Genomic DNA, 14454 nt, shown 5'->3' with positions numbered 1-14454 from the left:
TACGCGCCGGACGAGCGCGGTAAATAGGGTATATTTATAATTAACCTCTTCGACTATTGGTACGGGCACACATGGCAGGCATAATCTGGATTGTCGCGCTGGTACTCACGACGTTTACCGTCGCGTACGTCGGGTACGGACGGTATCTCTCGCAGTTCGTCAACCTCGACGACTCGCGAGCGACACCGGCGCACAAGTACGAGGACGGTCAGGAGTACGTGCCGGCGAAGAAGCCGGTGCTACTGGGGCATCACTACTCGAGCATCGCGGGGGGAGCGCCGATCGTCGGGCCGATTACGGCGGCACTTGTCTGGGGATGGGTTCCCGCCGTACTGTGGGTCGCGATCGGAAACCCGCTGATCGGTGCCGTCCACGACTTCATCTCGCTGTCGGGGAGCATTCGACACGAGGGGAAGTCGATCGGCTACATCATCGGGGAGTACGTCGGCGAGCGCGGGAAAAACATGCTACTGTGGTTCGCGTTCCTGTTGACGATACTCGTCGTTGCGGTGTTCGCGCTGGTCATCGCCATCGTCTTCGACGCGTTTCCCCAGGCGGCGACGGCGAGCGTCGTCTACATCGCACTGGCACTGATATTCGGGTTCTGGCTGTATCAGCTAAACCTCCCGTTTTCGGTCGGGACGGTCGTCTTCGTGAGCGGTATCTTCGCGGCGGTGTGGGTGGGTATCCAGTACCCGGTTGCACTGTTCGGCGCGGAGTTCCCAAACGCGCCCGACACGATCGTGCTGTTCGGTGAAACCGCACCGGCTATTATTCCGGAACTCGGCTTCAACCAGAACATCGGGGCCTGGGTGCTGATCATGCTCGTCTACGGCGGACTCGCCAGCATCCTGCCGGTCTGGATGCTGCTCCAGCCCCGCGACTACCTCTCGTCGTTCCTCCTGTACACCGGGGTGGGCGGAACGCTCCTTGCCGTCATCGTGGGAACGTTCATCACCACCACCAGCGAGCCGTTGACGTTCCAGATCGACGCGTGGTACGGTGTGTTCGGAAGCGAAAACGCCGCCTACGCGCTCATGCCGATCTTCCCGCTCCTGTTCATTACGATCGCTTGCGGGACGATCAGCGGTTTCCACTCGCTGGTCTCCTCGGGAACCACCGCAAAACAGCTCGATAAGGAGACCGACGCTCGGCTGATCGGCTACGGCGGAATGCTCGGCGAGGGCCTCCTCGCCGCCGTTGCGCTCTGTACGATCGCCGTCGCCGGAATCGCCGAAGGCGGCGGTATCGGCCTTGCACTCCCGAACTTCGCGACGGGCGGTGGAGTGATTCTCACCGCGTTCGGTATCCCGGCGTCCTACGGCGCCCCGTTCATGGCACTCGTACTCGCCAGCTTCCTGCTGACGAGCATGGACACCGCCGTCCGGCTCGGCAGGTACATGGCCGAAGAGCTCGTCGGAACCCCCGAAACGACTGTCGAATCGTACGGCGCGAACCGGTACGTGAGTACGAGCGCGGTCGTCATCGTCGCGTTCTTGCTCGTCGGCACCGGAAGCTGGGAGGACCTGTGGCTGCTGTTCGGCGGCGCAAACCAGCTGCTTGCAGCCCTGGCGCTATTGACCGGAACGGTCTGGCTCGCCAACTGGGACCGGAACAAACAGCTGCTCAGCACGGGCGGCCCGCTGGCGCTGATGGCGATCATTACCGTCATCGGGCTCCTGTGGGTCACGCTCTATCAGGTGCTGTACATCCGACTCCTTTCGGGTGATCCCGGAACGTGGACCTGGATCGCCGGTGGCAGTCAAATCGTCGTCGGCCTGGTGATGGTCGGACTGGCGGTTGCACTCTTCCGAATCGGGTACGGAAACATCAGCGAAAACGGACGTATAGGGGACGAAACGGTCACCGCCGACGACGACTAGAGCTGTAACCGCCGGGCGATCAATCCAAGGATTCCCGGTTCCGTCCGCTCGATTCGTTCCCAGAGTCGAAATGCCGTCGCGACATCAGCGTTCTCGCTCGCGAGTACCCTCTCCTCGCCGGGCGCCGCGACGACCAGATTGATCTCGTAGTGGCCGTGATAGCCGTACTTCAGCAATGTCCGATCGGAGAACGCCATCACGCGATCGCGAACGGCGTCCGAGATCGACGGCGCAATCGCGACGAACGTAAACTCGGTACAGTAGTGTGCTTCGTTCGGCTCGATCCACTCCTCCGCCAGCCGATGTCCGAGATCGACGTACTGGTCGAGCGTTTCGTCATCGACCCGATCGACTCGCCTCACGAACAGGTGCTCAGTCGATCCGTGCTCGCCGATCGTAATCGTGGGGTGGAGAAAGTGTTTTTTGCTCGTTAGCTCCATTCGCCCGTACAACGTGAACCGTTCCCCCGCGACGGGGTGATCCTTCTCGAGGTCGTAATTGTACATGAGCCGATCGCTCACTCGATCGAGGTACTCGTCCCCCCACCGAGGGACGGTGTCAGCAGTCGCCTCCTCGAGGCCGGGCTCGTCCGGGTCCATGTGTTCACAGATACCATCCGGGTCGTATATACTCACCGGCGGCCGAAGCTTCATGAGGGAGGGAGCCGTCACTATCCACATGGGAAAGCGAACGGAGTCCTGCGGCCGATGTGGCGTCACGGCCGTTCTCGACGCCGTCGAAAACGAGGAGGACTGCGACCGGAACCCGTTCGGCAGGAGCCGGATCGAACTTTCCGAGCCGGAGCTCCGTCGCGTCTCGTTTCTCGCCATCCGGCTCGATCGGTTGAAGCGCCGGCTGGACGAGATAGCGTTCGAAACGATCTACCGTCGGTGAATCGTCGGCGTCACACACGGTAACCAGCGCGGAGTTGGTTGACACGCTTCTCGAATCACCGAGCGGTGTCCCGGTCCTGGAGCGTGCGTTACGCAGCGAAGAGGTTTATACCGGTCCGCGGCATACGGTCTGTCAACCGAATGGAAGAGAGTATCTCCGGATTCAAGATTCGCGGCGACTGGGGCGACGTCGTCGAACACGGAGAACGCGTCACCCGTGCGCTTCGGGACGCAGGCGTCCACGATCCCAAACACGACTACGGAGCACGCTACGCCCGCGCGTTCGACGAGTGGGAGGAATGGCGGCCGAAAGCCCACGAGACCCTCGAGGCCGACGTCAGCGAGAAGACCGCAGACCAGGCCAGCGTCGAGGAGGGACGCGGCGAGAAAGCCGGCCGGGAGCCCGACGAGGACATCCAGACCGCCGGCGAGAAGCTCTCGGCGTCGTACGAGGCCCTTGAGAACGACGACGCCGACGAGGCCGTCGGTAACTGGAAGGAGTCGATCGACTACGTTGCGCGTGCGGCCGACACCGCCAGCCGGAAGGCGATTCGCCGCGTCGAAGACACCGTCTACCAGCGAGTGATGACCCAGCTCGCACCCTACTACTTCGATAACGAACTCGTCAGTGCCAACATCCAGCAATCGGGTCGTGGCAACGGCGAGGCGTTCATCTTCGAGGTCAACGTCAACGACGACGTGTTGAAAGACAGCGTCTCCGACACCCTCGCCGAGTACGAGAACGCGGTCGACCGCTGGCACGTCGAGATCGAAAAGGACACCGACGCTGCCGAGGCGATCGAGGGCGTCGAACCCCCGCCGGAGCCCGAAGACCACTCCCGGTCGACGACGAACTGACTCCGCGATCGCGACTCGGGGCGTCGGAGCGCCCCCATCCCGCGAGAGACGCCGTTCTAAGCCGGCACACACTTGTATCGGCCGCTGGTAGAGCCCCGGTAGATGGTCGAGATCGCCCTCGTTGCGACGTTCGCCGTGGCCGCCGTCGCGAGCCTCTTCATGGCGTGGGCGATCGGCGCGGGCTCGAGCGGCTCGACACCCTTCGCACCCGCCGTCGGTGCCAACGCAATCTCGGTAATGCGGGCGGGCTTTATCGTTGGGTTGCTGGGGTTTGCTGGCGCCGTTCTCCAGGGGGCGAACGTCTCCGAAGCCGTCGGTACCGAACTCATCGGTGGTGTAACGCTCTCCCCCGCGGCGGCGACGATCGGGCTGACGATCGCCGCGGTGCTCGTCGCGATCGGCGTCTTCGCCGGCTACCCGATCGCGACGGCGTTTACCGTCACGGGCGCGGTGATCGGCGTCGGCCTCGCGATGGGCGGCGACCCCGCCTGGGCGAAGTATCGAGAGATCGCCGCCCTCTGGCTCCTCACCCCGTTCGTCGGCGGCGGTCTCGCCTACGGAATCGCTCGACTACTGCGCGACGAACCGATCCCCGAGCGCTACCTGATCGTCGGCCTGGCGGGGCTCATCGGCGTCATCGTCGCGAACATCGAGTTCGCCGTCCTGGGCTCCGGCGACGCCGGCGCGTCGATCGCCGTCGCCGCCGGCGAGTGGGTTCCCGGGGCACCGATCGTCGGCATCGCCGTCGTCACCGTCGTTATGGCCACGCTCTGGGGACTTATCCTCGGGCTCGATCTCCGGGGCGACGTCGAGCGCGGCGAGCGCCACTTCCTGTTGATCCTCGGCGGGCTCGTCGCCTTCTCCGCCGGCGGCAGCCAGGTCGGGTTGGCGATCGGTCCGCTGATTCCGCTCTCGAACGACCTCCAGTTGCCGCTGCTGGCGCTGCTCGTCGGCGGCGGCTTCGGGCTCCTGCTCGGCTCCTGGACCGGCGCTCCGCGGATGATCAAGGCCATCTCCCAGGATTACTCCTCGCTCGGCCCTCGCCGATCGATCGCCGCGCTCATCCCCTCCTTCGCCATCGCCCAGACCGCGGTGCTCTACGGCATCCCCGTCTCGTTCAACGAGATCATCGTCAGCTCGATCATCGGGAGCGGCTACGCCGCGTCGGGTGCCGGCGGCGGCGTCAGCGCCCGCAAGATGGGGTTTACGGTGCTCGCGTGGACGCTCTCGCTCGCCCTGTCGATCGTCGTCTCCTTCGGGGCCTACAGCGCCCTCGAGTGGCTGCTGTTCTGAATCGAACGGGCTTTACCTACACGGTTTTGACACTCCCGTATGGACGACTCCCGAACGGTGCAGTGGCGACGGGACGCCTCGACCTCGCGGACGGTTCGGCTCCTCTGGGCGTTCGGCGTCGGCACGTTCTTTGCGATGGCGGCGCTGATCGTCTTCTGGCGGCTGTTCGATCTCGCGGGCCAGCTCGGTACTCCCTCACCGCTCGCGTTCGGTTTCTCGATGACGACCGCGCAGGCGATCCTCGGCGCGGGATTCCTCGCACTCGCGGTGACGATCCTCGCGTTCGCCGTCGCGGGTGACACCGAACGGCGACTCGAGGCCCTGCTCGCGCCGCTTTCGATTTCCCCGCCGGACGGGGCGGGAACGCGCCAGGCGGTCGACGCCGCCGCCGGAACGGTCCTGATGGGAACGCTCATCGCCCTGTTGATGGTGGCTGGACGACTCGTCAGCGAGTACGAACTGCTGACCGTCGGTGCCGGTCCCTTCACCGGTCTGGCGGCGCTAACGCTCCCGCTCGCGCTCGTCGCGATCGTGCTGTCCGTGTTTCTTCGCTCGGTCGGCACGCTCGACCTCGAGGAACGGACGATCTACCTGTACGATCCGGAGGAAGCGGTCGATCTCGAGCACGTCGAGGCCGTCTCGATGCGGGAGTTCGGCGACGTCACGGTGGTGAAACTCCGCTACGCCCAGCCCGACGGCCAGTACGTCCAGGGACCCCGTCGGCTGGCCGTCCCGCCGGAGGTCGCCCGCGAGATTCAGTCGCTCGTCGAGTCGCCCTCCTGACTCCCGTCTACCGTTCCCATCGGCGCTCGAGTCCGTCACGATCGCACCGGTCACCGCGAGGCCGAGAAAGAAGAGGATTCTGGGACGAGAAGACTCCGGATCAGCCGCGAGTAACGCGGCGGCACCAACGAGACAGACGACGCTCCAGAGAACGACGGCGGCTGCCACCGACCCGGTGATCGGCCGCGACGCCGCGGCGCTCGAGCAGTCCCTCGACGCCGGCAGTTACCGCTTCCTGGGTGACCAGCAGGACGAGCGCGACAACGCCGATGGCTGCGATCGCGGTCGTGCCCGCGGTGAGTCCCCAGACGATCAGCGCGAGGGCGAACAGCCCGCCCAGTATCGTGGTTCCACCGTCGCGCATTCGTTCACGTCGAACCGATCACGGACGAGATAATAACGGTTCGGATGGACGAGAGCGCAGCGCTGCGAAGGTCACTCCTCGCCGTTTTCTTCCACGTCGTCGGGGTCCTCGTACTCCGGGAGCTTCCGCAGTCGCGCCTTCATGATCCGGGTGTTCTCGACGTCCTCGATCGTGATACGAACCCCGTCGTAGGTGATCTCCTCGCCCTCCTCGACCAGCCGACCCGCCCGGTTGAAGATGAAGCCCGCGATCGTCTCGAACTCCTCGCCCTCCGGGAGGTCGATCTCGAGGGCCTCGTTGACCTCCTCGATGTTGACCTCGCCGCGAACGAGCACGGTGTTCTCGTCGATCTCCTCGATGGGGACCTCCTCGCCACCTTCTAAGATCTCGCCGACGATCTCCTCGACGACGTCCTCCATCGTCACCAGCCCCTCGGTGGTGCCGAACTCGTCGATCACGATCACCATGTGCATCCGGTTCTCGCGCATCTCCGCGAGCAGTTCGTCGACGTTCTTCGACTCGGGGACGTGCAAAGTGGGCTGGATGAGATCCTGTAACTCGAGGTCGGTCGTCTCGCCGTAGTTCAGATCCCGGACGAGGTCGCGGATGTGGACGACGCCCTGAATGTTGTCGAGGCTCCCCTCGTAGACGGGGATACGGGCGTGGCCGCTCTGGATACAGGTTTCGATCGCCTCGCCGACGTCCGCGTCCTTGGGAACCGCGGTCACGTCGAGGCGGGGCGTCATCACTTCCTTGACGATAGTCTGGTTGAATCGAAAGATGCGCTGGAGCATCTCGTGTTCCTCTTCCTCCAGGACGCCCTCGCGCTCGCCCGACTCGATCATCCCCTGAATCTCGTCGCGGGTAACGTACGGCGTTTCGATCGCGCCCGTCGACCCGGTGATCTTGTTCACTTGTCTGGTAAGATAATCGAAAAGCGCGACCATCGGGTACAGCAGGTACTCGGTGGTTTTCAGCGGCTGTGCGACGCGAACCGCCCACGACTCGGTGTTCTCGACGGCGTAGGATTTGGGGGCACTCTCGCCGAACAGCAATACGATCGCGGTGATCCCGAACGTCGCGAAGATGACGCCGTACAGCCCCCCGAGGTGGAGCGAGATCACCGCCGTCGCGATCGAAGACATCGCGATATTGACGATGTTGTTTCCGACGAGAATCGTTACGAGTAGCCGGTGAGGATCGTCCTTGAGCGCCTTGACGCGGCTCGCTCCCGGAATTCCCTCCTCGACCATCCCCTCGACGCGATGTTTCGGCAACGAGAACATCGCGATCTCGGACGACGAAAAGAATCCCGAGAGCAGGATGAGGATGACGACTGCAGCGATACCGAACCACGTGACGGTCGATTCGGCGACCTCGATCCCGGTTCCAGGGATCTCGTAGGCGAGAGGCGCCACCTCCAGGAGCGAAATCAGCACCATTGACTGGCTGAGGTTTATTCGCCGGCTGATTAACGCTTTCTCCTTTCTTCCTGCCGCCGACGACACGTTTACCCCGTTCTTGGCCGAACAACGGGTATGACAGAGATCGCGGACCCGCCGCTCACGCTGTATCGGCTGCAGGCCTGTCCCTACTGCGAACGCGTCGCCCACCGACTGCAGGGGTACGGCCTCGAGTACCGCTCCCGGTTCGTCGAACCCCTTCACTCGCGGCGCGACGCCGTTAAACGCGCCGCCGGCGTCCGTACCGTTCCGGTGCTCGTCGACGAGCGGACCGGCGTCACGATGGCCGAGAGCGCCAACATCGTCGACTACCTCGAGTCGACCTACGGCGACGGCTCGCGCGGGGAGGCGACCGCCAGCAGTGAGGCGACAGCCACCGACGCCGGAGGCGGCGACTGATGGCCGACTTCGAGGTCGTCGATCTTGGCCCCGCCAACCACCCCGAGTCCGGCGACGAGGCCCCCGAATTCACTCGTCCGCTGGTGACCGCCGAACAGTGGACTGACCGGTCGCTTTCCGCCCTGCTCGAGGGCCGCCCGACGATCCTGGTGTTCACCCCCATGATCGGTTCGTTCGTCGCCCAGCACGTCTGGGACGAGATCCGCGAGCGCGGCTGGGGTGTCGCCGGCAGCGCCGACGAGAACGGCGTGTCGGTAGTCGGCGTCACCGCCTCGACACCGTATTCAATCTCGCGCTTTCTCGACGAGCGGGAGTACCCGTTCTCGATCTTCGCCGATCCGGCGAACGAGGTCGCCGACGCCTACGGCATCGCCCACGATCTCGACGGGATGGCCGGCGTGAGCGAACCCCGGCTCGCGTTCGTCGCCGTCGACGAGGGCGGAGCGATCGACGCGACGTGGGTCGCCCGCGAGTGGCCGGAGTTCCCCGACTACGACGCCCTCGAGGAGCGACTCGGACTGGTATGATTTTTACCCGGCGCCGCCAAGTGGCCGACGAATGACCGACCTCGAGTCCGCTGCGGCTGCGATCCGTGCCGGCGAACTGGTCGTCTACCCGACCGAAACCGTCTACGGCCTGGGCGCCGATGCGCTCGATCCTGCCGCCGTCGAGCGCGTCTTCGAGGCGAAGGGCCGCGAGCGGTCGAAGCCGATCTCGCTGGCCGTCCCCTCGGTGCGGGCGGCCCTCGAGTTCGTCCGCGCGACCGACCGAGAGCGGCAGTTCATGGCCCGGTTTCTCCCCGGCCCTGTCACCGTGCTCTGTCGGCACCGCGAGAACGTGCCGGCGGTCCTCACCGCCGGCAGGGACCGCGTCGGGGTTCGGGTGCCGGATCACCCCCTCGCACTCTCGCTGTGCGAGCGCGCCGGCACACCGATCACGGCGACGAGCGCGAACGTCAGCGGGCGACCGAGCGCTCGTCGCCTCGACGATCTGGACCCCGAGATTCGCGATGCTGCCAACACCGTCCTCGACGGCGGCGAAACCGCGGGCACCGGAAGCACCGTCGTCGACGTCTCGAGCGGGACGATCCACCGCCGCGGCACGCTCGCAGACGAGATCGAGGCCTGGCTGGCGAGCAGGTAGCCGGATTCGGCGCACAGAGGCGTTACCCCGTGAATTGTCCGATGAGCGACCGCAGCGTCCGGGTGCGAACGCCACACTCCGTGGCGTAGCCACACGAGTCACACTTCGAACGGTTTCGAAGACGAGGCGGCGGCCCGTCGAGTTCGCGAACCGTCCTGAGCGTCCGCCGGTAGATCGCCTTCCGGCGGGTCGTAAGCTCGATCGGGCGGATCACGCCGTGGGCGGGGTACTCGAGCCAGGCCCGGTCGACCGGCGTCTCGTGCTCCCAGGCGAGGGCCTTCGCCGCGGCGACGGCGTGGACCGACTGGGGCTGCCAGACGCCCGTTTCCGGCGGTTTTCCGGTCGAGACGAGCGACGGCTCGAGCGGGTCGGCGAGCACCTTGTGGACGATGCCGCGGACGTGGCGGCCGGTCGCGAGCACGTCTCGCTCCTTCGGGGTACAGAGCGCGGCCCACCGGTCTTTCGCCTCGAGACGCCGGCGTGTTTCCGTCAGCCGCCGCCGGTAGGTTGCCGGCTCGAGGGCGATCGGTTCGGACGCGAGTTCGTCGTCGTCGGCCTCGAGAAGCGTCTCGTAGCGGGTCGCGAGCGCTCGCGTGCGGTCGACTGCAGGCGGCGGCTCGCGGTCGTCGTCCCGGCGGACGTAGTAACACTTTCGCGGGCAGTAGGCGGCCGTCCGAAGATCGCTGAAGGCGACGAGCGTCACGGGGCGTCTGGCCGCCCCATCGTATATAAACCCGAAGAAGCTCAGAAGGAGACGTCGGTTTCCATCCCCTCGGTGGCGTCCTCGAGGCCGTCCTCGCGGACGTCGGTCGCCATCCGGTCGGAGATGTCGGAGTCGCCGAGCAGGCTGTCGAACTCGTCGCGGTAGCGGTCGTTGGCCGCCCGCGATTCGTCCTTCGCGTCGGCGACCCGCCGATACCGACGGATGTCGGCGGTGTCGACGCCGTAGCTCTCGGCGAGTTCGGCGTCCGTTTCGTCGCGTGCGCGGATCGCAGCGAGGTCGACTTCGTCGGCGTCTCCCTCGTTGATCAGGTGCATCGAGAGGCGCGCCTCGAAGACCGTCTCCTCGTCGGTCCCGACTGCGTCGGCGATCTCTGTGTCGCTCTCGTCCTCGTAAAACCGCTCGGCGACCGCGATCAACTCCTCGTCGTCGAGCGGCGTCTCGAACTCGTAGCGCTCGCGCATCTGCGTGACGACGGCCTCGAGCCGTTCCTCGACGGTTCGTTCGTCCTGCTCGAGCGAGCCGCGGGTGTCCTCCTGCGATTCCGTGACGGTGTCCTCGCCGTCGGTGACGCTGGTGAAGATATCCCGCAGTTCCTCGGTTTTTTCGTCCATGGATGGACACTGGCGACGGGCGGGTAGTTAAGCCTGTTGCCCGCTAGTGTGGCCCCTCACGTTCGCATCATCGATAGTTATAAACTCACAACTTAGGAACGATTCCCGGGATACTGCGTCGGGGTGGGATTCAGGAGGTGTGGGAAGAGTTAAGGTACTACTCCACCGGGAATAGGACATGATTCACGTCGCGCAGGCGGGGGAAACGCCAACCCGGGAGACGTTCTGGGGGATCAGTGGAGTGGAGGAGATCCTCTTTTACTATCTCGCAGCGGTTGCGATCGTCGTTCTCCTCTACGGCGTCTACGCGCGGTTCGCACGGTACGGCGACGCCGACGCCGACTGGTTCGACCGCGTCGACGACATCGGGGGCCGGATCGTGAGCGCCGCGAAAATCGTCCTCTCGAACGAGAAGCAGTTCAACCGCGACCTCTACGGCGGGTTGATGCACTCCTTTATCATGTGGGGCTTTCTGACGCTGCTGATCGCGACGACGATTCTCGCGGTCGACATGGACATCTGGACGAAGGCCCTCGGGCAGGACTCCTTTTTCGTCGGTGACTTCTACCTTGCCTACCAGTTCATGGTCGACGCGATGGGGCTACTGTTCGTCGTCGGTATCGGGATGGCGATGTACCGCCGCTACTGGGTGAAAAACCACCGGCTGTGGGATCGCCACACCTCCCTCGAGGACGATCTCTTCATCTGGACGCTGTTTTTGCTCGGCGTCGGCGGCTTCGCCCTCGAAGGACTGCGCATCCTCGGCACCGGCTACCCCGAGTGGGAGATCGTGAGCTTCGTCGGCTGGGGGACCGCCCTCGCCTTCGAGGCCGTCGGCGTCGACCAGGCGCTCGCCGCCTCGCTACACTGGTGGGCCTGGTGGTCCCACGCGGTGCTCGCGCTCGTGTTCATCGCCTGGATTCCCTACGCCAAGCCGTTCCACATGATCTCGTCCTTTGCGAACGTCGTCACCCGAGACGAGAAGGCGGGTGCCAGACTGCCGGGCATCCCCGCCGACCTCGACGCGACGAACGCAGAATCGATCGAGGACTTCACGTGGAAGGAGATGCTCGACCAGGACGCCTGTACCAAGTGCGGCCGCTGTTCGGCGGTCTGTCCCGCGAAGGCCTCCGATCGCCCGCTCGACCCGCGAAACGTCATCCTCGATCTGAAGAAGTACCGTGAGGAACTGGACGCCGAGACGACGGAGCCGAAACCGATCGTCGCCGACGGCGGTAGCAGCGTGATCGACACGGAGACGATGGAGTCCTGTATGGCCTGTATGGCCTGCATGGACGCCTGCCCCGTCGAGATCGAGCACCTCAACTCCTTCACCCGGCTGAACCGCCAGATGGTCGACCAGGGCGACGTCAAACCGAGCATGCAGGACGTCTTCCAGAACGTGATGCAAAACGGCAACACGTTCGGCAATAGCCCCCGCAATCGGGGCGACTGGACCGACGAACTCGAGTTCGACGTCACCGACGCCCGCGAGGAGGAAGTCGACTACCTCTGGTACGTCGGCGACTACCCGAGCTACGACGAGCGCAACAAGCAGGTCGCCCGCTCGCTCGCGACCATCCTCGAGGAGGCCGACGTCACGTTCGGTATCCTCTTCGAGGACGAGAAGTACGACGGAAATGACATCCGTCGCGTCGGCGAGGAATTCCTCTACCTCGAACTGGCGGGCCACCACGTCGAGTCCTTCGAGGCCTGTGAATTCGAGAAGATCGTCTGTACGGACCCGCACAGCTACAACACGTTCAAGAACGAGTATCCGGAGGTCGACTTCGAGGAGTTCGCCGACGACCCGATGATGCCGTTCGAGTACGACGAGCACTGGAACCAGGATGGCGAGGTCGAGGTGCTCCACTGGACCCAGGCCGTCGAGGAACTGGTCGAGAGCGGCGCGCTCGGCCTCTCGGGAACCGAACTCGACTACACCGTCACCTACCACGACCCCTGCCACCTCGGGCGGTACAACGACGAGTACGAGGCCCCGCGCGAGCTCGTGAAAGCCACCGGCTGTGAGCTGTACGAAATGCCGCGAAACCGCGCCGACTCGTTTTGCTGTGGCGGCGGCGGCGGCGGCCTCTGGATGGACTTCGAGGAGGAGCCCAAACCGAGCGAGGAGCGACTCCGCGAAGCCCTCGAGGACACCGACGCTGGCGCGGCGGTCGAGAAGTTCGTCGTCGCCTGCCCGATGTGCATGACGATGTACGAGGACGGCCGCAAGACCGGCGGCTTCGAGGAGGAGATCGAGATCGTCGACATCGCCGAACTGATCGTCGAGGCGATCGGGAAGAAGGAGACGGCGGGGCTCGAGGTTTCGGCGGACTGATCGTCACGACCCCCTTCATCAGGTCAAACGGACGTTGTAGTTCTCGGATACGTTTTTGTGTTCGCGTTCGATGTATCGTCCATGGATAGACTCGCCGGTCGCCTCGTGCGGCGACTCCGCGACGAACCCGACGGGCCGACCGTCACCGGACTCGAGGGCGAGGACGCCGATCAGCTGTTCGACGCCCTCGGCTCGGAAACCTCGCGCGCCGCCCTTGCGGCGTGCTACGAGGAGGGGCGGACGCGCTCGGAGCTGGCCGAGGAACTCGAGACGAGCGTCCAGAACGTCGGCTACCACGTCGACAAACTCGAGTCCGCGGGGTTGCTCGAGGCCGCCGAGATCAGGTACGGTGAGAACGGCCGCGAGATCCGCGTCTACGAGCCGTCGAAGCGGGCGGTGGTGATAGCCGGCGGAGAGCCCGGGGTTCGCGAAAGCCTCGGGCGAGCGCTCGAGCGGCTGTTCTCGCCGGTTTTTCTCGTCAGTCTCGTCGCCCTCTCGACGGCCGTCGTCGTTCGCGGCCCCGAACGTATCGGGATGCTCGGCAGGGACGACGGCGGCGTTCGGATGAGCGCGGTCGATTCGGGAACCGGGATGGCGCCCGCCGCCGTCGCCCTCTCGGTTTTCGTTCTCGGGCTGATCGGCGTGCTGCTGGCGGATCGGCGCGGATGGCTCCGACCGGACCGCGACGACCGGCGGACGGGGTGTCTCGGAACGCTCCTCGGGCGCTCCCCTGGACGGAGCCGACGGTACGTCGGCTGCGCTCTCGGGCTGCTGTTCGGGTCCTTCCTCCTCGTCGATCTGGCGGCGACCGGCCGCAGCGATTTCGCCGCCGTCGCGGTTCCCCTCTCAGTTCCAGCCGGCGTAGCGTTGGCCGCCGTCAGCGCCTACGACGCCGACGGCGTCGTTCCGAGCGTGCTCGCCTCGAGCGCCCCGCTGCTCGGCGCCTGGGGCTACCTCGCCGCGGCGGAGAGCGTCCGGTGGGGGCTCGAGCCGGCGGCCCTCGGCGCCGGAGCGGCGATCGTCGCACTCGTCGGCGTCCCGACGGGGTTCCTGAGCTACCTCGTCGGCCGCCTCGCGAAGGGGCGACGAAGCGACCGCGGGCTCCCCTCCCGGCGGGCCGTCGCCGTCCTCGCCGGCTACCCGGCCGCACTCGCGGCGATCGGCCTCGTCCTGCTGTTCGGGTGATTCGATGACCGGTCCCTCCCTCCCCGACGCCCGCGACCGGATACTGCGGTGGTGTCCGTCGCGGGTCGGGGCGATCGCCCTTCTGGCGGGCGTCGGCCACCTCCTTCTCGTCCACTGGCTGAAGCTCACCCTCGAGCACCGGCCGCTGTTTCCGACCGGCTCGCGGCTCTTCGACGTCGATTTCGCGGGCGTCGTCCTGCTCTCCGTCGTCTCGGTCGGGCTGGTCGCGCTCGGAGCGGCCGCTGTCTTCCTCGCCTGGCGCCACCGCTTGCTCTCACCGCTCGCGCTCGTCGCGGTCGCGCTGGGCTGGGCGATCTACCGGACGTGGCGGCTGTCGCTCGAGACCCTGCCGCCGGCCGGGCCCGGGTTCGGGATCAGCCCGACGCCGCTGACGCTGTACGCCTGGGGCGCCCTCTTCCTGCTCGCGGTCGCGGGGCTGCTCGGCGCGGCGGAGCGGCGGCTCAGGCGGGTGGCGACGGACGCGTCCGGAGGGAAGTGAGCCGCGAGGACGAGC

At 65.7% G+C, this 14454-nt stretch carries 16 protein-coding genes; 11 read left to right on the top strand and 5 right to left on the bottom strand.

Features of this window, described 5'->3' with window-relative positions; all coding sequences use genetic code 11:
• Positions 1-71 precede the first annotated feature (71 nt).
• Entirely contained in the window at positions 72-1883 is a 1812-nt protein-coding gene (locus tag AC6I6S_RS08840) for a carbon starvation CstA family protein (protein WP_497949555.1), read from the top strand.
• Here AC6I6S_RS08840 and AC6I6S_RS08835 read toward each other — a convergent pair.
• Positions 1880-2482 carry a DUF8052 family protein gene (locus AC6I6S_RS08835; RefSeq protein ID WP_497949554.1) on the bottom strand — a complete coding sequence of 201 codons (603 nt, stop codon included), beginning with the start codon at positions 2480-2482 and terminating at the stop codon, positions 1880-1882. The genes AC6I6S_RS08840 and AC6I6S_RS08835 overlap by 4 nt on opposite strands.
• A 79-nt stretch (positions 2483-2561) precedes the next feature.
• On the opposite strand from AC6I6S_RS08835, the gene AC6I6S_RS08830 reads away from it, so the two are divergent.
• The 4 genes from AC6I6S_RS08830 to AC6I6S_RS08815 all read left to right on the top strand — a co-directional run bounded on the left by AC6I6S_RS08830 (position 2562) and on the right by AC6I6S_RS08815 (position 5710).
• The gene (locus AC6I6S_RS08830; protein WP_497949553.1) at positions 2562-2777 is read left to right on the top strand and encodes a DUF8007 family protein; all 216 of its coding nucleotides are present in this window, start codon (positions 2562-2564) and stop codon (positions 2775-2777) included.
• Positions 2778-2917: 140 nt separating this feature from the next.
• Positions 2918-3634, top strand: a complete 717-nt coding sequence (locus AC6I6S_RS08825) for a DUF5828 family protein (protein ID WP_497949552.1) — start codon at positions 2918-2920, stop codon at positions 3632-3634.
• Positions 3635-3736: 102 nt separating this feature from the next.
• Positions 3737-4927, top strand: coding sequence for an inorganic phosphate transporter (locus tag AC6I6S_RS08820; protein WP_497949550.1), 1191 nt, complete (start codon positions 3737-3739; stop codon positions 4925-4927).
• Between the two features lie 39 nt (positions 4928-4966).
• Complete coding sequence (locus tag AC6I6S_RS08815) at positions 4967-5710, top strand: hypothetical protein (RefSeq protein WP_497949549.1); 744 nt, start codon at positions 4967-4969, stop codon at positions 5708-5710.
• 100 nt (positions 5711-5810) lie between these two features.
• On the opposite strand, the gene AC6I6S_RS08810 is transcribed toward AC6I6S_RS08815, so the two are convergent.
• Together AC6I6S_RS08810 and AC6I6S_RS08805 are read right to left on the bottom strand one after the other, a co-directional pair.
• The gene (locus tag AC6I6S_RS08810) at positions 5811-6074 is read right to left on the bottom strand and encodes a hypothetical protein (RefSeq protein ID WP_497949548.1); all 264 of its coding nucleotides are present in this window, start codon (positions 6072-6074) and stop codon (positions 5811-5813) included.
• Between the two features lie 71 nt (positions 6075-6145).
• Positions 6146-7516: a hemolysin family protein gene (locus AC6I6S_RS08805; RefSeq protein ID WP_497949546.1), complete on the bottom strand. Its 1371-nt coding sequence runs from the start codon at positions 7514-7516 to the stop codon at positions 6146-6148.
• Between the two features lie 96 nt (positions 7517-7612).
• On the opposite strand from AC6I6S_RS08805, the gene AC6I6S_RS08800 reads away from it, so the two are divergent.
• The 3 genes from AC6I6S_RS08800 to AC6I6S_RS08790 are packed head-to-tail and all read left to right on the top strand — an operon-like array spanning position 7613 to position 9079.
• On the top strand, positions 7613-7936 hold the full coding sequence (locus AC6I6S_RS08800; RefSeq protein ID WP_497949545.1) for a glutathione S-transferase N-terminal domain-containing protein: 324 nt from the start codon (positions 7613-7615) through the stop codon (positions 7934-7936).
• Complete coding sequence (locus tag AC6I6S_RS08795) at positions 7936-8463, top strand: redoxin domain-containing protein (protein WP_497949544.1); 528 nt, start codon at positions 7936-7938, stop codon at positions 8461-8463. Before AC6I6S_RS08800 ends, AC6I6S_RS08795 begins: the two co-directional genes overlap by 1 nt.
• Before the next feature lie 31 nt (positions 8464-8494).
• The gene (locus AC6I6S_RS08790; protein WP_497949542.1) at positions 8495-9079 is read left to right on the top strand and encodes an L-threonylcarbamoyladenylate synthase; all 585 of its coding nucleotides are present in this window, start codon (positions 8495-8497) and stop codon (positions 9077-9079) included.
• A 22-nt stretch (positions 9080-9101) separates the two neighbouring features.
• On the opposite strand, the gene AC6I6S_RS08785 is transcribed toward AC6I6S_RS08790, so the two are convergent.
• On the bottom strand, positions 9102-9782 hold the full coding sequence (locus tag AC6I6S_RS08785; RefSeq protein WP_497949541.1) for a CRISPR-associated protein Cas4: 681 nt from the start codon (positions 9780-9782) through the stop codon (positions 9102-9104).
• Positions 9783-9823: 41 nt separating this feature from the next.
• A complete protein-coding gene (locus AC6I6S_RS08780) occupies positions 9824-10414 on the bottom strand; it encodes a conditioned medium-induced protein 4 (protein ID WP_497949540.1) in 591 nt (196 codons plus the stop codon).
• A gap of 178 nt (positions 10415-10592) precedes the next feature.
• Here AC6I6S_RS08780 and AC6I6S_RS08775 point away from each other — a divergent pair, with 178 nt between their 5' ends.
• The 3 genes from AC6I6S_RS08775 (at position 10593) to AC6I6S_RS08765 (ending at position 14439) form a co-directional block, all read left to right on the top strand.
• A complete protein-coding gene (locus tag AC6I6S_RS08775; protein ID WP_497949538.1) occupies positions 10593-12755 on the top strand; it encodes a heterodisulfide reductase-related iron-sulfur binding cluster in 2163 nt (720 codons plus the stop codon).
• Positions 12756-12836: 81 nt separating this feature from the next.
• A complete protein-coding gene (locus AC6I6S_RS08770) occupies positions 12837-13940 on the top strand; it encodes an ArsR/SmtB family transcription factor (protein WP_497949536.1) in 1104 nt (367 codons plus the stop codon).
• A gap of 4 nt (positions 13941-13944) precedes the next feature.
• Positions 13945-14439: a hypothetical protein gene (locus AC6I6S_RS08765; protein ID WP_497949535.1), complete on the top strand. Its 495-nt coding sequence runs from the start codon at positions 13945-13947 to the stop codon at positions 14437-14439.
• Positions 14440-14454 lie beyond the last annotated feature (15 nt).

Source organism: Natrononativus sp. DTA114, from assembly GCF_059736515.1.
The sequence above is the reverse complement of the archived record's forward strand: the minus strand, read 5'-3'. Positions and strand labels throughout refer to the sequence as shown.